The sequence below is a fragment of the Variovorax sp. GW822-FHT04E09 genome (genome assembly GCF_058800845.1).
The window spans coordinates 270,249-294,020 of sequence record NZ_JBXAMR010000005.1 but is presented as its reverse complement, the minus strand read 5'-3'; the positions used below and the strand labels follow the sequence as shown (position 1 = coordinate 294,020).

Genomic DNA, 23,772 nt, shown 5'->3' with positions numbered 1-23,772 from the left:
GGTTCATACAGTCGAAGCGTCACACATCAAGCGCGCCATCAGGCGCCATCTCAGGGAGAAGAGAGAACCATGGAACACGTCACACAGCACGTGGGGGGCGGTGCGCGCGCCGCATTCGTCTGCAAGAAGAAAACCCGAGGCATCGCGGGCGCCGTGCTCGCACTGGCCGCCGGCCTCGCAGGCCCGTCGGCCTGGGCCGATGTGAGCCTGGGCGGCACCAGCTACACCACAGGATCGGGCGCAGTATGCAGTTCGGGCGGCGCCGGTCCCACGTGGGCCTGCCAGGTGCCCAACGGCAGCGGCGGCTTCGCGCTCATCACCGGCGTGCCGACCGACCCCGTGAACGGCGGCCCCGATGCCGCGGCCTTGCAAGGCATGGTGAGCGGCAACCTCGGCGGCGACGCGCTGCTGCTCGGCGGCACGGCCGCCAAGGCCACCGGCTTCGGCAGCGTGGCAGCGGGCTCCGACGCGCGCGCCACCGAAACCTACGCCACCGCCATCGGCTCCACCACCGTGGCCGCGGGCGTCAGCAGCACGGCCGTGGGCAACGTGGCCCAGGCCTTCGGCACCAACGCTACCGCCATCGGCGCCAACAGCACGGCCGTGGCCACCAGCAGCGTCGCAGTGGGCGACCGCGCCACCGCGAGCGACATCAATTCGACCGCACTCGGCGCCAACACGCAGGCGCGCAAGAAGAGCAGCCTGGCGGCCGGCGACAAGGCGATCGCCGACGGCATCAACGCCGCCGCGCTGGGCGCGAACACGCAGGCGCTGGCCGACAGCGCCGTGGCCGTGGGCGACCGCGCCACCGCGGGTGCCGAGTCGGCCGTGGCCGTGGGCCGCCAGAGCACGGCATCGGCCGCGTCCGCCGTGGCTATCGGCACGGGCGCGACAGCGAGCGCCGTCAATGGCGTGGCACTCGGCGCCGGCGCCGTCGCCGACCGCGCGGGCATGAACGGCCAGCAAGAGCGCTTCTCGAACGTCGCCGTGGGCTCCACGCAGGGCGCGGTCTCGGTCGGCAGCGCGGGCGGCGAGCGGCAGATCACAAACGTGGCGGGCGGCACGCAGGCGACCGACGCGGTCAACGTGCGCCAGCTGCAGGCCGTGCAGGCCGGCGCGGTCAACTACGTGACCAACGTGGACGGCAGCGTGAACCACAACCAGATCGTGCTGGGCAACGGACAGGCGCCCAACGGCACCACCGTGTCCAACGTGGCGCCCGGCGTGGCCGGCACCGACGCCGTGAACGTGAACCAGCTGAACGCACAGAGTGCGCAGTGGCGCGACGCCATCCGCGTGAACCAGCGCGACGCCAACGCCGGCACCGCCGGTGCGATGGCCATGGCGGGCATGCCGCAGGCCTACATGCCGGGCAAGAACATGATCGCGGCCGGCATCGCCGGCTACGAGGGCCAGAGCGCCCTCGCGGTCGGCTTCTCGAGCATCTCGGACAACGGCAAGTGGGTGATGAAGTTCACCGGCTCGGCCAACTCGCGCGGCAAGGTCGGCGTCTCGGCCGGCGCGGGCTACCAGTGGTGAGCCGCATGAACCACAGAACCGCCATCGCTCCAGGCCCCACGCATTCTTCCTTCATGACACGCACCTTTTTTCTGCCCACCGCCGCGCTGCTGGCCTTGCTCACCCTCGCCGGCTGCACCTCGTACGTGAGCCGCGGCATCGACAGCGACGGCAAGGCCACCGAACTCGTCTGGCCCGGCGCCGACCAGCAGCAGACCTGGCAGACCGAAGGCAGCTTTCCGAACCGCGAGAACCTGCGCGCCATCGGCCCCGGCGCCACCAAGGACCAGCTGTACGCGCTCATCGGCCGCCCGCACTTCGACGAAGGCATGGCCGCCGTGCGCGAGTGGGACTACGTCTTTCACTTCCGCTCGGGCGGCGGTGCGACGAGCTGCCGCTACAAGGTGATCTTCGACACGGCCTACAAGGCGCGCAGCTTCCACTGGAACCCGGCGATCTGCGCCGAGCTGGCCAAGGGCTGATCAGCCGCCCTGTGGCGGCTCCGGCCGCCGCCACAGCCACGCCAGCACGACCGCCATCGAGCCGATGGCGACGCACGCGAGCCACGGCTTGTGCGCCGTCAATACGATGACGACCGCGCAAAACGCCATCGCCGCGGTGGCGCTCCACTTGGCGCGCCGGCTCACCGTGCGGCCGTTCTCCCAGTTGCGCAGCAGCGGCCCGAAGAGCCGGTGGTTCAGCAGCCAGCGGTGCAGCCGCGGCGAGCTGCGCGCCGCGGCCCAGGCGGCCATCAGCACGAAGACCGTGGTCGGCATGCCCGGCGCGACCACGCCGATGGCGGCCAGCACGAGGCACAGCGCGGCAAAGACCATCAGCAGCCAGCGCACGACCAGCGGCAACGGCCGGGGCTCCACGACAGCGGGCGGGTTCTGGGGGTCTTCGGCGGGGGTCACGGGCCGATTGTCTTTCTTTCTCTTTCACCGCACCGACGCGCTTGATTCAGATCAACCGCGCGCCGCTTTCGGCTGCCGATACTGGACTTTTACATCCACCTGCAAAGTTCTGAAGACCATGGCCCACCTTGTATGGAAGACCGAGCTCAATACGGGGATCCATGAGATCGACACGCAGCACCAGCGCATCGTGCAGTACATCAATGCGCTGGACGATGCCCGCCGCACGAACGACCGCAAGGTCGTGGGCCGGATCATCGAAGAGACCATCGACTACACCGCCTCGCACTTCGCGTTCGAGGAGGCCATGATCGAGGACGCGGGCTACCCCTTCACCGGCCCGCACCGGAAGGTGCACGAGATCTTCGTGCGCCGCGTCACCGAATTCCGCACGCGCTTCGAGCACGGCGAAGAGGTGCTGGCCGAGCTGCACGACATGCTCTCGCGCTGGTTGTTCAATCACATCCGCCATGAAGACGGCGCGTACGTGCCGACCGTGAAGGCGCACCTGCACACGACGGATTCTTCAGCGGAAGTGCTGGTGCATGCGCAGGTGCGCAAGGCAGTGCAGCAAGGCGGCGCCGCGGGGCAGGTCAAGATGGGCTGGATGCGGCGCTTGTTCGGCGGGTGACGCGGCCCTGATGCCGCGCCCCGGCCGTGTCACTCCTCGACGAAGGCTTCTTCGCGCTTGGCCTTCACCGAAGGCAGCAGCACCACGATGAGCAGCAGCGCCGCGGCGGCCAACAGCCCCGCCGACAGCGGCCGCATGACGAACACGCTCCAGTCGCCGCGCGACAGCAGCAGTGCGCGTCGCAGGTTCTCTTCCATCATCGGCCCGAGGATGAAGCCCAGCAGCAGCGGCGCGGGCTCGCACTTGAGCTTGAGGAACAGGTAGCCCACGATGCCGAAGATCGCGACCATCCACACGTCGAAGGTGTTGTTGTTCTCGGAGTACACGCCCACCGCGCAGAACAGCACGATCGACGGAAAGAGCCACTTGTAGGGAATGGTCAGCAGCTTGATCCAGATGCCGATCATCGGCAGGTTCAGCACGATGAGCATCAGGTTGCCGATCCACATCGAGGCGATGAGGCCCCAGAACAGCTCGGGGTTGCTGGTCATCACCTGCGGGCCGGGCTGGATGTTGTGGATGGTCATCGCGCCCACCATCAGCGCCATCACCGCGTTGGGCGGAATGCCCAGCGTCAGCAGCGGAATGAACGAGGTCTGCGCGCCGGCGTTGTTGGCCGACTCCGGCCCCGCCACGCCGCGGATGTTGCCCTTGCCGAAGGGCACCTCGCCCTGCTTGAGCTTGATGCGCTTCTCGATCGTGTAGGCCGCGAAGGCCGACAGCAGCGCGCCGCCGCCCGGCAGGATGCCCAGGGCCGAACCCAGCGCGGTGCCACGCAGCACCGCAGGCGTCATGCGCCGGAAGTCTTCCTTGGTGGGCCACAAGCCCTTGACCTTGGCGGTGAACACCTCGCGCTCGTGCTCGGGCACGGCCAGGTTGGCGATGATCTCGCCGTAGCCGAACACGCCCATCGCAATCGCGATGAAGCCGATGCCGTCGGTGAGCTCGGGAATGTCGAAGCTGTAGCGCGCCACGCCCGAGTTCACGTCGGTGCCCACGAGGCCCAGTGCCAGCCCGAGCAGGATCATCGTGATGGCCTTGAGCAGCGATCCCGAGGCCAGCACCACGGCGCCGATCAGGCCCAGGATCATCAGCGAGAAGTATTCGGCCGGACCGAACTTGAAAGCCAGCTCGGTCAGCGGCGGCGCGAAGGCCGCAAGAATCAGCGTGCCGACGCAGCCCGCGAAGAACGAGCCCAGGCCCGCCGCGGCGAGCGCCGGCCCGGCCCTCCCCTTGCGCGCCATCTGGTAGCCGTCGATCACGGTCACCACCGACGACGATTCGCCCGGCAGGTTCACCAGAATGGCGGTGGTCGAGCCGCCGTACTGGGCGCCGTAGTAGATGCCGGCCAGCATGATCAGCGCCGACACGGGCGGCAGCGCGTAGGTGGCGGGCAGCAGCATCGCGATGGTGGCCACGGGGCCGATGCCCGGGAGCACGCCGATCAGCGTGCCCAGCAGGCAGCCGACGAAGGCATAGACAAGGTTCTGCGCGGTGAAGGCCACGCCGAAGCCGATCGAGAGGTTGGTAATCAGGTCCATTGTTCTCTTGGATTTCTTGTTGTTCTGCGCGGGTCAGCCGGCGATGAAGGTGGGCCACACCTGGAACTGCAGCTTCAGCGCCACCACGAAGGCCAGGTAGCTGCCGAGCGCGAGCACGGTCGCGAGCAGGGTCACGCCCTTCCAGCCGAAGCTGTCGCCCGCCAGGCTCGCGATGAAGGTCAGCGCATAGATCGCGACGATGAGCCCCATCGACGGCAGGCCGATGCTCGGCAGCCCGCCGAGCAGCACGCCGAACACCAGGTTGGCGCCGATGATGAACAGCAGCGGCTTCCATGCGATGCGGCCCACCGGTTCGCCGTCGGCGGTCTCGACCGTGAGGGCCTTGAACGTGATCAGCACGCCCATGCACGCGATGAGGATGCCCACGATGAGCGGAAAGTAGCCGGGGCCCATGCGGGCGCCGGTGCCCACGTTGTAGGTCGTGGCGCCCCATGCGAAGGCCACGCCGAAGGCGCTGAAAAGCACGCCCGAGCAGAAGTCTCTCTGACTCTTGATTCTCACCGTTGATGTCTCCTGGAACTGCGTTGATCGGCACAGGATGTGCGTCAGCGATCCTAGGAATTCAGCGCCGCGGTGTGTATGAACAAAGCATTGCCATTCGGCAATGTTCGAGGCGCGACGAGGCGAAGAAGGCGCCGCTCAGGCGTCCGCCGTCGGCAGGTCGATGCAGGCGCGTAGGCCCGGGCGGGCATCGCCGAACTGCAGGCGACCGCCGTGCAGCGCCACCACCGCCTGCACGCTCGCGAGCCCCAGGCCGTGGCCCGGCGTGCTGTGGTCCAGCCGGTGGAAGCGCACGCCCAGGCGCTCGTACTCGGCGCTCGGAATGCCGGGGCCGTCGTCCTGCACGAACAGCTGCGCACGCCCGTCGACCGTGTGCGTGCCGATGCGCACGGTGGCGCCGGCCCCGCCGTACTTCAGCGCGTTGTCGAGCAGGTTGGCCGCCGCGCCCGCGAGCAGGTCGCGGTCGCCGAGCGCGATGGCGCGGTCGGCCGGCTCGCGCAGCAGCGCGATGCCCCGCAGCTCGGCCACCGCCTCGTACAGCTCCGCCACGTCGTCGGCGATGACATGCAGCGCCACCGGCGCGAACTGCTGGCGCCGCGCACCGGCCTCGACCTCGGCGATCTGCAGCAGCTTCTCGAACATCACCGCCAGCTCCTCGAGCTCGCGGATGGCGGTGGCCACGGGCTCGCGCTGCGGATGGTGGGCGTCGCCGAGCCCCGCCTCCACCGCACGCAGGCGCACCAGCACGCGCGTGAGTGGCGTGCGCAGGTCGTGCGCGATGGTGTTGGACACATGGCGCACGCCGTCCATCAGCGACTGGATGCGGTCGAGCATCGCGTTGATGTCGCCCTCCAGCAGCGCGAACTCGTCCTCCTGGCCCGAAGGCGCCACGCGCTCCTGCAGCTCGCCCGCCGCGATGCGCGCGGCCGTGCGCCGCACCGCGCCCACGCTGCGCTCCAGCTCCTGGCGGAAGACGAAGGTGCCGCCGATGAGCAGCAGCACCGCCACGATGCCCGCCGCCGCGCTGGCGCTCGCCACCAATGATTCGATCGACTCCTGGTCGCGCAGGTCGTGCCCCACCACGAGCATGCCGCCGTCGGGCAGCGGGCGCATCACGAGGTAGGCGATGACGGTCTGGCCCGCGCGCACCACGCGGCGGTGCACGCCGTCGCCGGCGTCGGGCGCCAGCGAGGGCATCTGGTCGAGGTTGCCCGCGCGCTTGCGGCCCTCGCGGTCGGTGAGCAGGTAGATCTCGTTGTCGGAGTTGCGGCCGTCGGAAAGCGCATGGGCGATCTCGCCCGCCACGCCTTCGGCGCCCCGCGCTTCGTAGCGCACCACCAGCTGCTGCACGCTGGCGGCCACCTGCCGCACCATGCGCTGCTGCAGCACGCCGACGGTCTGCATGTAGACGATGGCCAGCGCGGCCAGCATGGTGATCGCGACGAGCAGCCCGTAGTAGAAGGCGAGCCGAAAGCCGACCGAGCGCCACAGCTGGCGCAGGGCCCAGGTCATTGCGGCGCGGCCAGCGTGTAGCCCACGCCGCGCACGGTGTGGATCAGCGTCGGCGCGCCGCCCGCATCGAGCTTGCCGCGCAGGCGGCTCACCTGCACGTCGATCACGTTGGTCTGCGGATCGAACTGGTAGTCCCACACGGCTTCGAGCAGCATGGTGCGCGTGACCACCTGGCCCGGATGCATCATGAGATAGGCCAGCAGCCTGAACTCGCGCGGCTGCAGCGCGATGGGCCGGCCGCCGCGCTCCACGTGGCGGCGCGCCAGGTCGAGCGTGAGGTCGGCCAGCTGCAGCGTGCGGATCTCGGGCCCGCTGCGCGAGCGGCGCACCAGCGCCTCGGCGCGCGCCGCGAGTTCGGAGAAGGCGAAGGGCTTGGCCAGGTAGTCGTCGCCGCCGGCCTTGAGCCCGCGCACGCGCTCGTCGAGCGCGCTCAATGCGCTGAGCACCAGCACCGGCGTCTTCTTGCCGAGCGCGCGCATCGTGGTGAGGATCGACAGGCCGTCCACGTCGTTGGGCAGCATGCGGTCGAGGATGACCAGGTCCCACGTCTCGCCCGTGGCACGCGCGAACGCATCCGCGCCGTCGCGGCTGATCACCGCCACATGGCCGAGCGAACGGAAGCCTTCGGCGATGTAGCGCGCGTTGTCGGCATCGTCCTCGACGATGAGGCAGTTCCAGATGACGGTGGGGCCGAGCACGTCAGTCGGTGCGGCCACGGCAAGAAATACCCATGGATGGCGGTGCGGTTGTGCTCACATTGCGGCCCCTGGAATGCAGGGGCGTGCGACACAAATCCTAGCCCAGCTGGAAGCGGGAAAGACCCACGTTTCATTACCGTTTGTCCATGAAGCCGCGCGGTCGGGGGTCGCGTGTGCGAGGAGCTGATCTGGCCCCATCAAATCGAAGACCACGCTCACTCTCCGTTCACCAGAGACACCCCGTCCACCGGCTTGCGCATCCATTTCGCAACGTCCACGCCCAACCCCTGAATCACTGCATCCATTGCGCTGCATTCGGTCGTCTCCGCCGTGATATCAGCGTACGGGGTGTGCACCTGGCGCAGAGCTTTGAATTGCGCAGTGGGCAGTCCCGGTCGTTCAAGCACCGCACGGATGACCACGATCGTGGGGCCGCCTGCGCTGACGGTCACGATGTCCATGATGTCGATCTTCAGCAAAAGGGCGGCCTCCCTGCCGGGACCCGGCACAGGGCGCACAACCTCATACCGCGCCGTCAACTGATCTTGCACGGCCTGACGCAGCGGGTCCGGCACGCCGCACGCGTCATCGGCTTCGGACATCCGGCGGCCCTGGTCATGCCCGTACACGACGGACGGCAGCATCACCGTGGTGGGGGCAGCAGGCGCGGGTCGCGTTCGCTCGGGCGGCTGGGAATCGTGTGAACCGCAAGCAGCCAGAAGTGCGCTTACCGCCATCGCGATGCACGTGTTGCGCACGAAGGCAGGCGAAGCGTCTGCAGGCGCATTGGAAGTAAAGCAGGCCGGCGGCACCAAGACGCGATTTGTTACATTAGTCCGGGGGTTGGAGGAATTTTGCAGGACCGACTACCTACCGGGCGATCGCCCGGCCAAATCAACTATAAGGAAAAATGCTACATGCACACCATCAATTACAAGATGGAGTACTCGATTCTCGAGTACGTTTTCGGCCTGATTGGCCCGGCAATTATCATTGCCGCCATTTTTTATCCGATTGCAGATCTGAAAATAGGCACCCTTCGGCTTCACCTGCCGACCGGCGTGGCCAATGGCGTTCTCATGTTGATCGGGGCTTATGTCACGTATCTTACGGTGGGAACACTTTTCAAGAAACGCGCAGCCAACAGCCAGGGCGCCAGCATTGTTCTTGACGAGAAAGGCATGTCTTTCACGACCGTCAAGAAATTTTCGGGCGTACTGACCACCGTGGGCTATGACGCCATCAATCAAGTCACCATCACGGACATCCCGGAAACCTCCACATCGAGTGCAGAGAAAACAATAGAAATCAGCACGCCGTCGATGGCACCCAAGAAGCATGAGTTCGATGCCATTCACATGGTGAAGGATTCAGACTTTGAAGTTCTTGTGAATGCGCTCAAGCATCGCGCCGTCAATGCCACCTTCAAGCAAATCTGACCCATGGGTTTCTTGAAGAAGTTGTTCCAGATAGTTTCTGGCAAAAAATACAGAAACTGCCCCGATGGGGCCGCAGCGGATCCGGCGGCGCAGCGCGCACTTCAAGCAGGGCTCATCAACTCCGAACAGATCATGGCGTATTGCGACAGCTACGCAACGGGGTTGTCTGACGATGCGCTCGCCGAGGGACTTGGCTCGCACTGGGGCATACGCTCGCCCCAGGAGGCTGCTGAAACCCTGGCGTCACTCGGCCGCCATGGCCATCGCTTTTTTTACGACATTGTTTTTCGTATTTACAGCGATGGTGCTTCGGGAGACGAGCGCCAGGAGGTTCTCGAGGCCTTGATAGCCAGCGGGCGGTACGGCTCCCCGGAAACGGTGCGCGAGCAGATTGCTGTGCAGGGGCCGAGCGAGAAAAAAGACCTCGTTTTCTCGGCTTTGGCGCAGGCGATGGAGATGCTGGAGAATCTGCGATCCGTTTTTCGTCTTCTCGAAGACAAGGTCAATGGCTCGTACCTTCCCAAGGATTACAGCGCCGGAATTCTCGCCTGGGATCTGGGCCGCCTCGTCACGGTTGCAAGAATGTCATTGGACCGCAAATACATCGAGCAGGCTGAATTCGATCGCATTCTTTCGCATGCAGACAAAGAATTGCGCTCGAATTTTTCGTCCTGGCCGCAGTTTGCAAAGAGCTACATCATCGGCCGGGCCAGCTGGGCGGGTCAGAATATGACGCTGGGCGGAATCATCGGTATTGCCGAAGATCTCATGACCGATGAACGGAGCCCTTGGGTGCTGTCGCCTCTGTGAGTCGCATTCGACGACAGCGCTGAAAAAGATCCAGTTCGTCGGATCGCTCCATGCTGATTTCCGTGGACGTTTGATCCACCTGTCCGTCGCGAACTGACCGGCCGCAATGTCTTGCGGCCGTTGTTCGCATGGAGGACTGGATTACTCGTAAACGGAAATCAACAAATTCAAAGTATTTACGACGCTATTTGCGTGTTCAAGACTTTATTTGGCGAGAACATCAGGATCGCGCCACCCACGCACGCTCACTCCACCGTCACGCTTTTAGCGAGGTTCCGCGGCTTGTCCACGTCGGTCCCGCGCGCACACGCCGTGTGATACGCCAGCAGCTGCAGCGGCACCACGTGCAGCAGCGGCGACAGCGCGCCGTAGTGCTCGGGCATGCGGATCACGTGCAGGCCTTCGCCGCTGGCGATCTGCGTGTCGCCGTCGGCCAGCACGTAGAGCACGCCGCCGCGGGCGCGCACTTCCTGCAGGTTGCTCTTGAGCTTTTCGAGCAGCGCGTCGTTCGGTGCCACGGCCACCACGGGCATCTCGCTGGTGACGAGCGCGAGCGGGCCGTGCTTGAGTTCGCCGGCGGCATAGGCCTCGGCGTGGATGTAGGTCACTTCCTTGAGCTTGAGCGCGCCTTCGAGCGCGATCGGGTAGTGCAGGCCGCGGCCCAGGAACAGGGCGTTGTCCTTGCGCGCGAAGTCTTCGGCCCAGCCGATGATCTGCGGCTCGAGCGCGAGCACCGACTGCAGCGCGACGGGCAGGTGGCGCATTTCCTTCAGGTAGCGCGCCTCGTCGAGCGCGCTCAGGCGGTTCTTGGACTGCGCGATGGCCAGCGTGAGCAGGAACAGGCCCGCGAGCTGGGTGGTGAAGGCCTTGGTCGAGGCCACGCCGATTTCGACGCCGGCGCGCGTGATGTAGGCCAGCTTGCACTCGCGCACCATGGCGCTGGTGGCGACATTGCAGATGGTCAGCGTCTGTTCCATGCCGAGCGAGCGCGCGTGCTTGAGCGCGGCCAGCGTGTCGGCGGTTTCGCCCGACTGGCTGATGGTGACGACCAGCGTCTTGGGGTCGGGCACGGAGTCGCGGTAGCGGTACTCGCTGGCGATCTCGACCTGGGTAGAGATCTTCGCGATGCTCTCGAGCCAGTACTTGGCGGTGCAGCCGCTGTAGTAGCTGGTGCCGCAGGCCAGGATGAGGATCTTGTCGATGTCCTGGAACACGCGGTGCGCGCTCGCGCCGGTGGCGCCGTCCTGGCCGATGCCGTCGAACAGCTCGGGCACGATGCCTTCCACGCCTTCGAGCGTGTCGCCGATGGCGCGCGGCTGCTCGAAGATTTCCTTCTGCATGTAGTGGCGGTACGGGCCCAGCTCGGCCGCGCCGCTGTGGGCGTGCACGGTGCGCACGGTGCGGGTGACGGGCTTGTGGTTCTTGTCGACGATCCAGTACTTGCCCGGCTGCAGGTCGACCACGTCGCCTTCTTCGAGGTACACGATCTGGTCGGTCACGCCGGCCAGCGCCATCGCGTCGCTGGCCAGGAAGTTCTCGGTGCCGTCCTTGCCGGCGCCCAGGATCAGCGGCGAGCCGGCGCGCGCGCCGATCACGCGCTGCGGTTCGTCGCGGCAGATGACGGCGATGGCGTAGGCGCCGTGCAGCTGCAGCACGGCGGCCTTGACGGCTTCGAACAGGTCGCCGTTGTAGAGGCTGTCGACGAGGTGGGCGATGACCTCGGTGTCGGTCTGGCTCTCGAACACGTAGCCCTTGGCTTCGAGCGCAGCGCGCAGCGGCTCGTGGTTCTCGATGATGCCGTTGTGCACGAGCGCGATGCGGCCCGGGCGCGCGGCGGGCGCGTCGGCGCCGACGCCGTGGCTGAAGTGGGGGTGCGCGTTGTGCACGGCCGGTGCGCCGTGGGTGGCCCAGCGCGTGTGGGCGATGCCGGTGAGGCCTTCGACCTTGTCGTCGCGCACCTGCGTCAGCAGGTCGGCCACGCGCGAGGTGGTGCGTGCGCGGCTCAGGCCGCCGGCATGCACCGCGACGCCGCAGGAGTCATAGCCGCGGTATTCGAGCCGCTGAAGGCCCTGGACCAGGACCGGAACGATGTCGCGATGGGAGGCTGCGCCGACGATGCCGCACATAGGATGTACCTTGTCTTGAAGAACAGAAGGGCTCGATGGTAGGGAGACGACCAAGAAATATGGCGTCTAAATTTCTTCAGTTTCGGACTTTTATTTCACCGAAACCCATAGATGGCGTTTTATTTCATAATTTCAACCAATATGGAATCAATCTCCCTCGATGCCATCGACCTCAAGCTGCTCGACGCGCTCCAGAACGACGCCTCGCAGACCAACCAGCGCCTGGCCGCCGAGGTGGGCATCTCGCCGCCGACCTGCCTGCGCCGCGTGCAGCGGCTGCGCCAGGAAGGGCTCATCGAGCGCCAGGTCGCCCTGCTCTCGCCCGACCGGCTCGCCACGGTGCTGGGCCACGGCCTGCAGGCGGTGGTGGAGATTTCGCTCGACCGGCAGGACGCCGCCGCGCTCGACGCCTTCGAGGCCCGCGTGATCGCGGACGACGCGGTGCAGCAGTGCTGGCGCGTGTCGCCGGGGCCCGATTTCGTGCTGGTGGTGGTGGCGCGCGACATGCCCGGCTACGGCGCGCTGACGCAGCGGCTGTTCACGGCCGACGCCAACGTGCGCAACGTGAAGGCGTTCTTCAGCCTCAAGCGCGCGAAGTTCGGGGCCCGCGTGCCGCTGGGCTGACGCGGGTTCCCGACCCGATCAGCGCTCGCTCGCCGCCTCGCGCAACGCTTCGAGGAACGTGCGCCGCCACCAGTGGATGTCCTGCGCCCGGATGCGCGACAGCAGCTTCTGGTGCCGCTCGCGCCGCTCTTCCAGCGGCATCTGCAGCGCCTGCTGCACCGTCTCCGCCGTGCCGTGCGTGTCGTACGGATTCACCAGCAGCGCTTCCTTCAGCTGCTCGGCCGCGCCGGCAAAGCGCGACAGCACCAGCACGCCGGGGTCGGCCGGGTCCTGCGCCGCGATGTATTCCTTGGCCACGAGGTTCATGCCGTCGCGCAGCGGTGTCACCAACCCCACGGCCGCCGCGCGGCACAGGCCGGGCACGCGGCGCCGCGCCACCATGCGGTGGATGTAGCGCACGGGCATCCAGTCGAGCTCGCCGTAGTCGCCGTTGATGGCGCCGCACAGCGATTCGAGTTCCTTGCGGATGTCGGCATAGGCATCGACGGTCTCGCGCGTGGGCGAAGCGATCTGGATCAGCGTGGCGCTGCGGCGGTTCTCGGGGTAGTTGGCCAGCAGCTCGCGGAACGAGCGCACGCGCTGCGGGATGCCCTTCGAATAGTCGAGCCGGTCGATGCCCAGCAACAGCCGGCGGCTCGAGTACTCGCGCTTCATGGTCTCGTACATGTCGCGCGATTCCTTGGCGTGCGTGAGCGCCGCGAACTCGTCCACGTCGATGCCGATGGGGAAGGCGTTGCAGCGCACCGTCTGCCCGTAGGCGCGGTACATGTCGTTGCCCAGGTACTCGCCGTGGGCCTCGTTGCGCACGTAGTGCTCGAAGTGCTGCACGTCCTGCTGCGCCTGGAAGCCGATCAGGTCGTACGAGAACAGCGAGCGCATCAGCCATTCGTGCTGCGGAATGGCCGCGATGATGATCTGCGGCGGCAGCGGAATGTGCAGAAAGAAACCGATGCGCTGCTTGCAGCCCATGGCGCGCAGCTCGGCGGCCAGCGGCATCAGGTGGTAGTCGTGGATCCAGATGATGTCGTCGTCCTTCAGCAGCGGCATCAGCTTGCGCGCGAACAGCTGGTTCACACGCCGGTAGCCGCCGATGAAGCCGGCATCGAAATGCGCCAGGTCCAGGCGGTTGTGGAACACCGGCCAGAGCACGTCGTTGCTGTAGCCCAGGTAGTAGCTGTCGTGGTCGTCGCGGCTCAGGTCGAGCGTGGCCAGCGTCACCTTGCCGGCCTGCTGCTTGTGCAGCTCACCTTCGCCCGTGGGGCCGCCTTCGACGATCTGCCCGCTCCAGCCGAACCACAGGCCGCCGCTTTGCTGCAGGCTCTCGCCCAGGGCCACGGCCAGGCCGCCGGCGGCGGGCTTGCGCGGGTCGGCCACGCGGTTCGAAACAACGACGAGACGACTCATATGCACGAATCCCAGGGAGCGGACAGGCGCACGGCCGCGTTGATGATGCCGACCATCGAATAGGTCTGCGGGAAGTTGCCCCACATCTCGCCCGTGACCGGGTGCGTGTCTTCCGACAGCAGGCCCAGCGGGTTGCGCGCGGCGAGCATGGTTTCAAAAATCTGCCGCGCTTCGGCCTTGCGGCCGATCTTGGCCAGCGCGTCGATGCGCCAGAAGGTGCAGATGTTGAAGGCGGTCTCGGGCTTGCCGAAATCGTCGGCCGCTTCGTAGCGGCGCATGTAGGGGCCGTCGCAGAGCGACTTTTCCATGGCGTCGACGGTGGAGATGAAGCGCGGGTCGCGCGCATCGATCAGGCCCACCTCGACCATCAGCAGGATGCTCGCGTCGAGCTCGTGCCCGCCGAAGCTTTCGGCAAAGGCCTGGCGCTCTTCGCACCATGACTTGGCAAGAATCTCTTCCTTCATGCGCGCCGCATGGCCGTGCCAGTAGGCGGCGCGTTCGGGCAACTCCAGCGTGCGCGCGATCTTGGCGAGGCGGTCGCAGGCGGCCCAGCTCATGAGCGCCGAGCTGGTGTGCACGCGGGCGCGCGTGCGCAGCTCCCACATGCCGGCGTCGGGCGTGCCGTACACGCGCACCGCCTGCTCGCCCACCGCTTCCAGGTGCGGAAACTCCGCCACGCCTGCGCGGCTCAGCAACCGGTGGTCATGAAAAGCCTGCGCCGCGCCGAGCACGATGTTGCCGTACACGTCGTGCTGGAAGTGCTCCTGCGCCTGGTTGCCCACGCGCACCGGGCCCATGCCGCGGTAGCCGGGCAGGCCCTCGACGAAGGACTCGGGCAGCTCGCGCTCCAGCCCGATGCCGTACAGCGGCTGGATGTGCTCGCCGTGCGAGCCGATCACCACGTTGCCGAGCCAGCGCAGGTAGTCTTCCATCGTGCCCACTTCGCTCAGCGAGTTGAGCGCGCGCACCACGAAGAAGGCGTCGCGCAGCCAGCAGTAGCGGTAGTCCCAGTTGCGCTGGCTGCCCGGCGCCTCGGGGATGCTGGTGGTCATGGCGGCCACGATGGCGCCGGTGTCCTCGTACAGCGAGAGCTTGAGCGTGATGGCCGCGCGGATCACCGCGTCCTGGTACTCGAAGGGAATGGCCAGGCGCTTGCTCCAGGTGCGCCAGTAGGCGATGGTTTCCTGCTCGAACTTGCGCGCGGTGTCGGCGATGCCTTCGAGCAGCGTCTCGTCCACGCCGAACATGAAGTTGTACTCGCGCGAGATCACGAAGGGCTGGCGCGACAGGATGTGCGAGATCGACGCGTCGGTGTTCAGCCGCAAGGTCACGTCGGGCCCGACGTAGCGGATGTGGTTGCTGCCGCGCGTGACCTCGGTCGGCGCCGAGGCGCCCCACTGGAAGCGCGGGTCGAGCGCCACGCGGATGCGCGGCGCGCCGGCAATCGGGCGCACGCGGCGCACCATCATGAGCGGACGGAAGTAGCGCGAGCGGCTGTGAAAGCGCGGCGCGAAGTCGGTGATCTCGATGCCCTGCCCCGCGCTGTCGAACAGCTGCGTGCGCAGCACGGCGGTATTGGGCTCGTACCACTGCTTGCTGGAGGCGAAGTCCTCGATCTCGATGGCCCAGGCGCCGGCCTCCTCGCCGGGGTGCAGCAGCGCGTTGAAGACCGGGTCGCCGTCGAAGCGCGGCAGGCAGCACCAGACGGCGCGGGCGCGGGCATCGATGAGCGCGCTGTAGGCGCAGTTGCCGATCACGCCGACATTGAGCGAAGGCTCGGCCGGCGGCGCGAAGCCGCGCGGCGGGGCCGCAGCCACTTTCGCCGCATCGATCGGTGCCTGGTCGTCAGGGCCCGCCGCGCCGGCCAGGGCGTTGCCCGCGCGGTCCTCGGGGGCCACCGGCAGTTGTTGTTCGCTCATGCGGGGCTCCTCGGTGGTGTCTGGGGATGGTCGGGTGCGGCCAGCAGGTCGCGGGCCTGCACCAGCCATTCGTAGACCGCGCGCGGCGATTCGAGCCGGTGCAGCGCCAGGCTCGGCCCGGCGCCGACCTTGATCGCGACGCCGCCGCGCGGCTGCACGACGGCAAAGCCGCTCTCGTCGGTGGTGTCATCGCCCGCGAAGACCGGCGTGCGGCCCGCGAACGGCGCTTCGGTCATGAAGGCTTCGATCGCGAGGCCCTTGTTGACGCCCGAAGGCTTCACTTCGAACACGAACTTGCCGTGCATGAGCTCGAGCTGCGGACGGCCTTCGATGGCGCGCGCCATCGCGTCGCGGCACACGGCCTCCAGCTGCGGCGCGAGCCGGTAGTGCAGCGCGATGGCGCCGTGCTTGCGTTCGACCAGCAGGCCTTCGTGGATGCGCGCGAGTTCGTTGGCCACGTCCAGGATCGGCACGAGGTCGGGCGGGCGCTGCTCCTGCATGCCGCCTTTGGCATCGCGGCGCTGCACGCCGTGCTCGCCGGCCGCGGGCAGCCGCAGCGGCGCGAGAAAGCGGTCGATGGCATCGATCTGGCGCCCCGACACCACGGCGAGCGCGCCACCGAGCAGGTCGCGCAGGTCGCTCAGCAGGGGCACGAGGGCGGGCGGCACCTCGATGGCTTCAGGCGTGGCGGCGAGGCCGACCAGCGTGCCGTCGAAGTCGAGAAAAAGGGCGGCGTCCCGGCCCGGCGGAGGTGGCAACTGGGCGTTGCTGCTGGAGGACTTTGGCATTGGGAAAAACCATAGCACGGCTCGCACGCGGCGCGTGTCGGCCAAAGTCCCGGCGTGCGCCGATGGCGGGGATTCAGTCGGCCGTGGCCGGCAAGGAGGCCTTCACGGCCGCGATGCGCGCGCGGTGGATCGCCTCGCCGATGCGCGGCCCGGTGGCGCCGGCCTGCTGCGCCTCGCGCGCCACCACATCGGTGGCCACGGCCTGGGCCGCCGCGAGCACCGCGAGCAGGCGCGGGCGCTGCGGGTAGGCGGTGTCCTCGAAGCCGAGCCGGCCGCGCGCGTCGCATTCGCAGGCCAGCAGCGCCTCGGCGAAGCGCGCCGGCTTGCGGAAGGCGTCGCAGCGCTCCAGCAGGCGCACCAGCGGCGTTGCGTCGAGCGCGCCGCTGCGGTGGATGTTGCCGTGCTCGCGCGCCACCACCTCGGCCAGCTCGCGCAGCTCCACCGGCACGCGCCAGCGTTCGCACACGGCCTGCAGCAGGTCGACGCTGCGCAGCTCGTGGTTGATGTGGCGCGGCAGCATGTCGGCGGGCGTGGTGCCCTTGCCGAGGTCGTGCATCAGGCAGGCGAAGCGCACGGGCAGCGTGGCGCCCAGCCGCGCGCTGGTGTCGAGCACCATCATCAGGTGCACGCCGGTGTCGATCTCGGGGTGGTGCTGCGCCGGTTGCGGCACGCCCCAGAGCCGGTCGACCTCGGGCAGCAGCACGGCAAGCGCGCCGCAGTCGCGCAGCACCTCGAACATGCGCGACGGGCGCGTTTCCATCAGGCCGCGCGCGAGCTCCTGCCACACGCGCTCGGGCACCAGCGCATCGACCTCGCCGGCCGCGACCATCTCGCGCATGAGCGCCATGGTTTCGGGCGCGACGGTGAAGTCGTCGAAGCGCGCGGCAAAGCGCGCCACGCGCAGGATGCGCACCGGGTCTTCGCGGAAGGCGTCGGTCACGTGGCGCAGCACCTTGTCGCGCAGGTCGCGCTGGCCGTGGAAGGGATCGGCCAGGGTTTCGGGGCGAGGGTCGAAGCTGCCGTCGGCGGCCACGTGCTCGGCGGACAGCGCGATGGCGTTGACGGTCAGGTCGCGCCGGGCGAGGTCCTGCTCCAGCGTGACGTCGGGCGCCGCATGCACGACGAAACCGCGGTAGCCCGGCGCGCTCTTGCGCTCGGTGCGGGCCAGCGCGTACTCCTCGCGCGTGCGCGGGTGCAGAAACACGGGGAAATCGCGTCCCACGGGCAGGTAGCCGCGCGCCACCATGGCCTCGGGCGTGGCGCCCACCACCAGCCAGTCATGGTCGGACACGGGGCGGCCCAGCAACCGGTCGCGCAGTGCACCGCCGACGAGAAAAATGTTCATGAGTGCAGTGTAGGGATACTCTCCCTGCACAAAAAGAACGGTCGTTCGATAATCGACGAGCGATGCGAACGACCGTTCGTAAATTCGCGTCGCGCGAAGCACCGGTCGCTGGCCGGTGCCCCCGTGCGCGGGGCTGTTTTCAACACCCAAGGAGCATTCACAGCTATGAAGAAACTCACAACAACAGCATCGTTGGCATTGGCGGCACTCGGGGTCCTGGCATCGGGCAGCGCCATGGCGCAGAACGCGGGCGACTGGGTCGTCGGCACCGGCTGGTTCCACCTGTCGCCGCAGGATTCGAGCAAGCCGCTGACCGTGACCTCGCCCGTGCACAGCGTGCTGGCCGGCTCGGGCGCGAGCGTCACCAACTCGGACACGCTGGGCCTGAACGTCGCGTACTTCATCGACCCCCACTGGGCCGTCGAGGGCGTGCTCGGCGTGCCGCCCAAGTTCAAGCTCAACGGCAGCGGCACGCTGGCGCGCGTGGGCGAACTCGGCCAGGCCCGCCAGTGGAGCCCGACCGTGCTGGCCAAGTACTACTTCAACGAAGGCAACGACGCCTTCCGTCCGTTCGTGGGCCTGGGTGCCACCTACGTCTGGTACAGCGACGTGAAGCTCACCTCGAACCTGCAAGGCGCGCTGGCCAGCCAGTTCCACGTGCGTCCGTCTTCGGTGAACACCACCGCCAAGCTCGACAGCTCGTTCGCGCCCGTGCTCAACGCCGGCGTGGCCTACCAGTTCGACAAGCACTGGGGCGTGTCGTTCTCGGTGTCCTACATCCCGCTGAAGACCAAGGCCAAGCTCACCACGACCAGCATCACCGGCCTGCCGGTGGCGCGCAGCGAAGCGAGCCTGAAGCTGAACCCGATCGTCACCTACCTGGCGGCGACGTACCGGTTCTGACGAAGTCCGACGGGCCTCAGTCGCGTGAAGTGCGATAGGGCTCGTCGAAAGCCACGAAGGTCTTCTCGGCCAGGGCGCCCGCGATCCACGCGGCGACGCCCGGCAGGGCCGCCACGCGCGCGATGTACGCGTCGATGGCCGGCGGCACCGGCAGGCCGTAGCCGCGGATGCGCATGCCCACCGGCGCGAAGAAGGCGTCGGCGATGGTGAAGGCGCCGAACAGCATCGGGCCGCCGTGGCGGTCGAGCAGCTCGGTCCACATCTGCACGATGCGGTCGAGGTCTTCCTGCACGCCGGGCTGCTCGGCCAGAAGCCGCGCGCCCACCTCGGGCAGCGAGGCCTCGATGTTCATCGGGCAGTTGCCGCGCAGGTTGGTGAAGCCCGAGTGCATCTCGGCGCAGATGCTGCGCGCGCGGGCCCGCTCGGCCACGCCCTGGGGCCACAGCTGCTTCTCGGGAAAGCGCTCGGCCAGGTACTCGGCAATGGCCAGCGTGTCCCACACGGCCAGGTCGCCGTCGACCAGCACCGGCACCTTGGCCACCGGGTTGATGGCGCCGATCACGTGCTTGAACTGCGAGGTGGCGTCGAACGAGTCGAAGCGCACCATCACCTCTTCGAAGGGAATGCCGGCTTGGGTCATGAGCACCCAGGGGCGCATGGACCACGACGAGTAATTCTTGTTGCCGATGTAGAGCTTGGACATCTATCTGGGTCTCCGGGTCAGTGCGGGAATGCGGGGCAAAGCCGTCGATGCTAGCCGGGCGGCGGGCTGCGATTGATGACGAAGGCGGCGCGAATTGATGCGGGCCGCTTCAGCGCTCGTCGCCCTGGCGGGATTCGGGCGGGACGATCACGCGCGGGCCGGAGGCGTCTGCGGATGGCTTCACGACGCGCTCGATCAGGCTCACGAGGCGCGGCACCAGCGACAGCACCGCGAGCGCCAGCAGCGCGCTGAACACGGCCGTGACCTCGCGGCCGAGCCCGCAGGCCATGCCGATGGCGGCGGTCATCCACAGCCCCGCGGCGGTGGTGAGGCCCTGCACGTGGGATTCGTCGCGGCCCTGCTTGAGGATGGTGCCGGCGCACAGGAAGCCCACGCCGGCCACCAGCCCCTGGATCACGCGGCTCATGTCGGCCGGCACGATGCCGGTCTGCTGCGGGATCAGCACGAAGAGCGCCGAGCCGATGGCCACCAGCATGTGCGTGCGCACGCCGGCCGCCTTGCCCTGCTGCTCGCGCTCGAAGCCGAGCAGGAAACCCAGCACGGCTGCCAGCAGCAGCCGCACCGAGATGCGCGTGAGCTGCGCGACATCCCCCACGTCCGAGAATTCGGACGCGACGGTGTCGAGCACCTCGTCGCGCCAGCTCATGTCAGGGCAGGTCCTTGTTGGGCTCGGGCTCGTTGGCGTTGCGCGGGCCCACGCGGCCCAGGCGCTCCTTCAGCGACTGCGGCTTGCCGCTGATGATGGCGGCGTAGTTGGTGGTGTTGGCCAGCACCTTCTTCACGTAGTCGCGCGTCTCGTTGAAGGGCACGTTCTCGGCCCAGATGGCCGCGTCGATCACCGGCCCGTTGCGCCAGTTGCGCGGCCGGCCCGGGCCGGCGTTGTAGGCCGCGGCGGCCAGCGCCATCGAACCGTCGAAGTCGTCGAGTGCGAGCTTCAGGTAGTTGGTGCCGATGGTGATGTTGGTCTCGCGGTCGTTGATCTGGCCGGGCGTGAAGTCGGTCAGGCCGATCTTGCGGGCGGTCCAGCGCGCCGTGGCGGGCATGACCTGCATCAGGCCCGAGGCGCCGACGCCCGAACGCGCGTCCATGATGAAGCGGCTTTCCTGGCGGATCAGGCCGTAGACGTAGGCCGGGTCCAGCCCGATGTCCTGGCTCTTGCGCAGCACCGTGTCGTGGAAGGGCATGGGGAAGCGCTGCTCGACGTCGATCACGCCCTTGGTGCGCTCGCTGGTGTTGATGCAGCGGTCCCACACCTCGCGCTGGCAGGCCAGGTCGGCGGCGGCCAGCAGGGCGCGGTCGTCCATGCCGCCCTTGTCGTGCAGGTTGGTGGCGTAGTTCCACTCGCGCGTGCCTTCGGAGCGCAGGCCCATGCCGATGGCCTGCAAGCCGCGCTGCAGGCCCGGGTTGGTGCGCGCAGCGTTCTTTTCCTCGGGCGTGAGCGGCGCGGGCCGCGTGGCGGCCACGACGCGCTGGCCCAGTTCTTCGAGCGCCAGCATTTCATAGAAGCCGCGCGTGCCGGCGATGCTGGTGTACAGCTCGCGGGCCTGGGCGCGGCGCTCGTCGCCGCCGGCGCTGCTGAGCGCGCGGGCCTTCCAGTAGACCCAGGTCGGGTCTTGCTGGGCGGCGTCGCTCATGGCGTTGATGGCGGGCGCGACGTCTTTCCACTGGCTGGCGCGCAGGGCGGCGCGCACGCGCCAGCCGAGCATGTCGTCGGACAGGTCGCTGTTCTTCGTGACGTTGCCGAAATAGCTCACGGCCATCGGCGAGAGCTTGTTCGCGGCCGCGCGGCCGATGGTGCCCCAGACCCAGTTGCGCTCTTCGGCGGAGAGCATCGGGCCCCACTTGCCGTCGAGCTGCGCGGCGCCCTGGTCGGGGTCGGCGACCGCGATCTTGATGAGCGCGAGCACCACCAGTTCCTTGCGCGACTTGGCGGCCACGAAGGCGCGGCCGGTGAGGAACTTGGCGGCGCTGGCGTTGACCTCTTCGAACAGCGGCAGCGCGTCGGGTGCGGCGATGGTGACCGCGCCGCGCGCGGCCGCAGGCCGGTTGGCCTCGATGGCCAGGCGCGCCTTCTTCCAGGCGTCGTTGGTCGTCATCAGGCGGGCCGCGACCATGCGGTCGGCGGCGGTGAGGCAACCGTCGTCGCTGTCCTTCTGCGCGAACCAGTTGCGGCGCACCTCGTCGGCCTGCGCCTGCGTGGCCGTGCCGGTGCGCAGTGTGTCGACCAGCACCGCGTAGCAGCGCACCTGGGCGTCGTCGCCCATGCGGAAGCCGGCGATGTTGGCGGCGAAGCCGTCCCAGTCGCGGCGCTGCCCGAGCAGCAGCAGCCAGTCGTTGCGCAGGCGGTCTTCCTGGTAGGTGTTGGGGTAGCGCGCGTAGAAGTCCTGCACCTCGTTGGGCGCGGCCTCCTGCAGGCGGGCCTTGAGCTCCCAGTAGGCGGCCCAGGGTTCGAGCGCGTGGCCGCGGGCCTGCGGCAGCAGGGCCGTGAGACGGGCCTTGTCGCCGCGCTGGAAGGCCTGCTTCATCTGGACCAGCACGTCGTCGTTGGTGTTGTTCTGCGCGGCGGCGGGCTGTTGCGACAGCAGCGCGGCGAGTGCGAGAACGGCGGAAAAAACCAGGGCGGGCGCGCCGCGACGCTGACGAGCGCGCGCGGATGCCAAAATGCTTGGGAACTGCATCGGGGGATTATGGACAAGTCAAAGGATGCCGACACCTCGGCCACGGCGAGTTTTCTGAAGGGTCAACTGCGAAAGGCACTCATCGAGCAGCGGCTGGCGCTGCCCGACCGCCTCGCGCGGGCCGACCTGTTGCAGCGGGTGATGCGGATCTGGCTGGTCGGCCGGCCCGACACCGTGATCGGCGCCTACTGGCCGATCAAGGGCGAGTTCGACCCGCTGCCCGCACTGCATCGCTGGAAGGAAGACGGCGAACTCATGGAGGAAACGCAGCGCCGCCGCATCGGACTGCCGGTGATCGACAAAGTTCACAAGACGCTCACCTTCCATGCCTGGTACCCGGGCTGCCAGATGGAAGAAGACGCCTATGGCATTCCCAAGCCCAAGGACACCGAGCTGATCGTGCCGACCCTGCTGTTCGTGCCCTGCGTGGGCTACAGCGCGGGCGGCTACCGGCTGGGCTACGGCGGCGGCTTCTACGACCGCACACTGGCGGCGCTCGAGCCCCGGCCGTTCACCGTGGGGCTGGGCTTCACGAACGGCTTCCTGGAAGACTTCGAGCCCGAAGCGCACGACCTGCCGCTCGATGCCATCCTGAACGACAACGGCGTGGTCTGGCCGACCTCCTGAGCCGGCTCAGTCGAGGTTGTCGACGGTGTCGGGGTCGGGCACCTCGCCGATGGTCTGGCGCGTGGTCACGGCCTGCGCCTCCAGCCAGTCGGAAAACGCCTTGATCTCGGGCCGCAGCGCGTTGCGCGGCCCCGAGATGAGCCAGTAGGCCATCGGTGAATCCAGCCGGTGCTGCGGCAGCACCTCGATCAGGTCGCCGTTGGCCAGGCTTTCGGCAATGAGCGAACTGCGCGCCAGCACCAGGCCCTGGCCCGTGAGCGCGGCCTGCACCATCTGGTAGGCATAGTTGAAATAGAGCCAGCGCTTGGGCTGCGCGCGCTCCAGCCCATTGACCTCGAACCAGCGCCGCCACGTGAGCCACTCGAGGTGCGTGCGGTGCGCGTCGCCCGCCTCGATCAGCGTGAAGCGGGCGATGTCGGCCGGCGTCTTGATCGGCGGGTTGCTCTTGATGAGCCACGGGCTCGCCACCGGCGTCAGTGTTTCGCCGAACAGCCGCACGGCGCCGGGCGGCATGCCTTCGGGCGGGCCGTAGCGCAGCGCGATGTCCACGTCGGCCACGTCGAGGTCGACCGCGATGTCGCTGGCGTCGATGCGGATGTCGATCTCGGGGTTGTCGCGCTGGAAGGCCTCCAGCCGCGGGATCAGCCACATCGACGCGAACGAGGCAAACGTGGTGAGCGCCACGCTCTTGCGCCCCGCGCTCTGGCGGATCTGCCGCACCGCCATGTCGATGCGCGGCAGCGCCTGCTGCACCGACAGCAGCAGCTGCGCCCCGGCGCTGGTCAGCTCGACCGCCCGCGTGTGGCGCAGGAACAGCGACACGCCCACTTCCTCTTCGAGCGACTGGATCTGCCGGCTCACGGCCGACTGGGTGAGCGCCATTTCCTCGGCCGCGGCGCGGAAATTGAGGTGCCGCGCGACCGCCTCGAAGGCCCGCAGGTGCCCCGCGGAGATCGGGCGGGAGCGCAGGTGGGTTTGCGAATGTTGCATGGGTATGACTTTGGTGTGCGTTCCCGGCGCCCAGTTGATTGATGCGGGAATCGCATCAG

At 68.0% G+C, this 23,772-nt stretch carries 23 protein-coding genes; 8 read left to right on the top strand and 15 right to left on the bottom strand.

From position 1 onward, the window contains the following. The first annotated feature begins 69 nt into the window (after window positions 1-69). A complete protein-coding gene (locus tag AC1RL8_RS21555) occupies window positions 70-1,539 on the top strand; it encodes a YadA family autotransporter adhesin (RefSeq protein ID WP_492686259.1) in 1,470 nt (489 codons plus the stop codon). A 53-nt stretch (window positions 1,540-1,592) separates the two neighbouring features. Then, a complete protein-coding gene (locus tag AC1RL8_RS21550; RefSeq protein WP_062481176.1) occupies window positions 1,593-2,000 on the top strand; it encodes an outer membrane protein assembly factor BamE in 408 nt (135 codons plus the stop codon). Here AC1RL8_RS21550 and AC1RL8_RS21545 read toward each other — a convergent pair whose 3' ends face one another. After that, on the bottom strand, window positions 2,001-2,432 hold the full coding sequence (locus AC1RL8_RS21545) for a YbaN family protein (RefSeq protein WP_492686260.1): 432 nt from the start codon (window positions 2,430-2,432) through the stop codon (window positions 2,001-2,003). Window positions 2,433-2,550: 118 nt separating this feature from the next. Here AC1RL8_RS21545 and AC1RL8_RS21540 point away from each other — a divergent pair, with 118 nt between their 5' ends. Then, window positions 2,551-3,063 (top strand): bacteriohemerythrin, encoded by a 513-nt coding sequence (locus AC1RL8_RS21540; protein ID WP_307695548.1) that lies wholly within the window; start codon window positions 2,551-2,553, stop codon window positions 3,061-3,063. Between the two features lie 29 nt (window positions 3,064-3,092). Here AC1RL8_RS21540 and AC1RL8_RS21535 read toward each other — a convergent pair whose 3' ends face one another. The 5 genes from AC1RL8_RS21535 to AC1RL8_RS21515 form a co-directional block, all read right to left on the bottom strand. Beyond that, window positions 3,093-4,604 carry a tripartite tricarboxylate transporter permease gene (locus tag AC1RL8_RS21535; protein ID WP_070060062.1) on the bottom strand — a complete coding sequence of 504 codons (1,512 nt, stop codon included), beginning with the start codon at window positions 4,602-4,604 and terminating at the stop codon, window positions 3,093-3,095. Window positions 4,605-4,637: 33 nt separating this feature from the next. Continuing rightward, a complete protein-coding gene (locus AC1RL8_RS21530; RefSeq protein WP_062481184.1) occupies window positions 4,638-5,126 on the bottom strand; it encodes a tripartite tricarboxylate transporter TctB family protein in 489 nt (162 codons plus the stop codon). Between the two features lie 138 nt (window positions 5,127-5,264). Continuing rightward, a complete protein-coding gene (locus AC1RL8_RS21525) occupies window positions 5,265-6,638 on the bottom strand; it encodes a sensor histidine kinase (protein ID WP_492686261.1) in 1,374 nt (457 codons plus the stop codon). Beyond that, entirely contained in the window at window positions 6,635-7,318 is a 684-nt protein-coding gene (locus AC1RL8_RS21520; protein WP_159274070.1) for a response regulator transcription factor, read from the bottom strand. Before AC1RL8_RS21520 ends, AC1RL8_RS21525 begins: the two co-directional genes overlap by 4 nt. A gap of 233 nt (window positions 7,319-7,551) precedes the next feature. Then, window positions 7,552-7,938, bottom strand: a complete 387-nt coding sequence (locus AC1RL8_RS21515) for a hypothetical protein (RefSeq protein WP_492686262.1) — start codon at window positions 7,936-7,938, stop codon at window positions 7,552-7,554. A 315-nt stretch (window positions 7,939-8,253) separates the two neighbouring features. Here AC1RL8_RS21515 and AC1RL8_RS21510 point away from each other — a divergent pair, with 315 nt between their 5' ends. Then, window positions 8,254-8,775 carry a hypothetical protein gene (locus AC1RL8_RS21510; protein ID WP_095743658.1) on the top strand — a complete coding sequence of 174 codons (522 nt, stop codon included), beginning with the start codon at window positions 8,254-8,256 and terminating at the stop codon, window positions 8,773-8,775. Between the two features lie 3 nt (window positions 8,776-8,778). Continuing rightward, window positions 8,779-9,585 carry a DUF1266 domain-containing protein gene (locus tag AC1RL8_RS21505; protein WP_492686263.1) on the top strand — a complete coding sequence of 269 codons (807 nt, stop codon included), beginning with the start codon at window positions 8,779-8,781 and terminating at the stop codon, window positions 9,583-9,585. A 245-nt stretch (window positions 9,586-9,830) separates the two neighbouring features. Here the strand turns inward: AC1RL8_RS21505 and glmS are convergent, their stop codons facing one another. Then, the gene (glmS, locus tag AC1RL8_RS21500; protein WP_062481190.1) at window positions 9,831-11,711 is read right to left on the bottom strand and encodes a glutamine--fructose-6-phosphate transaminase (isomerizing); all 1,881 of its coding nucleotides are present in this window, start codon (window positions 11,709-11,711) and stop codon (window positions 9,831-9,833) included. 141 nt (window positions 11,712-11,852) lie between these two features. Between glmS and AC1RL8_RS21495 the strand changes: the two genes are divergently transcribed. Beyond that, window positions 11,853-12,335 carry an Lrp/AsnC family transcriptional regulator gene (locus tag AC1RL8_RS21495; RefSeq protein ID WP_139705322.1) on the top strand — a complete coding sequence of 161 codons (483 nt, stop codon included), beginning with the start codon at window positions 11,853-11,855 and terminating at the stop codon, window positions 12,333-12,335. Between the two features lie 18 nt (window positions 12,336-12,353). On the opposite strand, the gene otsA is transcribed toward AC1RL8_RS21495, so the two are convergent. The 4 genes from otsA to AC1RL8_RS21475 form a co-directional block, all read right to left on the bottom strand. Next, window positions 12,354-13,739 carry an alpha,alpha-trehalose-phosphate synthase (UDP-forming) gene (gene otsA, locus AC1RL8_RS21490; protein WP_062481194.1) on the bottom strand — a complete coding sequence of 462 codons (1,386 nt, stop codon included), beginning with the start codon at window positions 13,737-13,739 and terminating at the stop codon, window positions 12,354-12,356. Further along, on the bottom strand, window positions 13,736-15,658 hold the full coding sequence (locus tag AC1RL8_RS21485; protein WP_492686264.1) for a glycoside hydrolase family 15 protein: 1,923 nt from the start codon (window positions 15,656-15,658) through the stop codon (window positions 13,736-13,738). Before AC1RL8_RS21485 ends, otsA begins: the two co-directional genes overlap by 4 nt. Continuing rightward, entirely contained in the window at window positions 15,655-16,446 is a 792-nt protein-coding gene (otsB, locus tag AC1RL8_RS21480) for a trehalose-phosphatase (protein ID WP_447741195.1), read from the bottom strand. The genes AC1RL8_RS21485 and otsB overlap by 4 nt, the downstream gene beginning before the upstream one ends. A gap of 73 nt (window positions 16,447-16,519) precedes the next feature. After that, the gene (locus AC1RL8_RS21475) at window positions 16,520-17,791 is read right to left on the bottom strand and encodes a multifunctional CCA addition/repair protein (RefSeq protein ID WP_492686265.1); all 1,272 of its coding nucleotides are present in this window, start codon (window positions 17,789-17,791) and stop codon (window positions 16,520-16,522) included. Between the two features lie 165 nt (window positions 17,792-17,956). On the opposite strand from AC1RL8_RS21475, the gene AC1RL8_RS21470 reads away from it, so the two are divergent. After that, on the top strand, window positions 17,957-18,694 hold the full coding sequence (locus AC1RL8_RS21470; protein ID WP_492686266.1) for an OmpW/AlkL family protein: 738 nt from the start codon (window positions 17,957-17,959) through the stop codon (window positions 18,692-18,694). Window positions 18,695-18,710: 16 nt separating this feature from the next. Here the strand turns inward: AC1RL8_RS21470 and AC1RL8_RS21465 are convergent, their stop codons facing one another. The 3 genes from AC1RL8_RS21465 to AC1RL8_RS21455 all read right to left on the bottom strand — a co-directional run bounded on the left by AC1RL8_RS21465 (window position 18,711) and on the right by AC1RL8_RS21455 (window position 22,096). Beyond that, the gene (locus AC1RL8_RS21465) at window positions 18,711-19,397 is read right to left on the bottom strand and encodes a glutathione S-transferase family protein (protein ID WP_095743651.1); all 687 of its coding nucleotides are present in this window, start codon (window positions 19,395-19,397) and stop codon (window positions 18,711-18,713) included. Window positions 19,398-19,506: 109 nt separating this feature from the next. Then, the gene (locus tag AC1RL8_RS21460) at window positions 19,507-20,064 is read right to left on the bottom strand and encodes an MgtC/SapB family protein (RefSeq protein WP_492686267.1); all 558 of its coding nucleotides are present in this window, start codon (window positions 20,062-20,064) and stop codon (window positions 19,507-19,509) included. Between the two features lies 1 nt (window position 20,065). Beyond that, window positions 20,066-22,096 (bottom strand): lytic transglycosylase domain-containing protein, encoded by a 2,031-nt coding sequence (locus AC1RL8_RS21455; protein WP_070060072.1) that lies wholly within the window; start codon window positions 22,094-22,096, stop codon window positions 20,066-20,068. Between the two features lie 9 nt (window positions 22,097-22,105). On the opposite strand from AC1RL8_RS21455, the gene AC1RL8_RS21450 reads away from it, so the two are divergent. Next, complete coding sequence (locus tag AC1RL8_RS21450; RefSeq protein ID WP_095743648.1) at window positions 22,106-22,723, top strand: 5-formyltetrahydrofolate cyclo-ligase; 618 nt, start codon at window positions 22,106-22,108, stop codon at window positions 22,721-22,723. Between the two features lie 6 nt (window positions 22,724-22,729). On the opposite strand, the gene AC1RL8_RS21445 is transcribed toward AC1RL8_RS21450, so the two are convergent. Further along, window positions 22,730-23,713, bottom strand: coding sequence for a LysR substrate-binding domain-containing protein (locus AC1RL8_RS21445; RefSeq protein WP_062477933.1), 984 nt, complete (start codon window positions 23,711-23,713; stop codon window positions 22,730-22,732). Window positions 23,714-23,772: the final 59 nt, after the last annotated feature.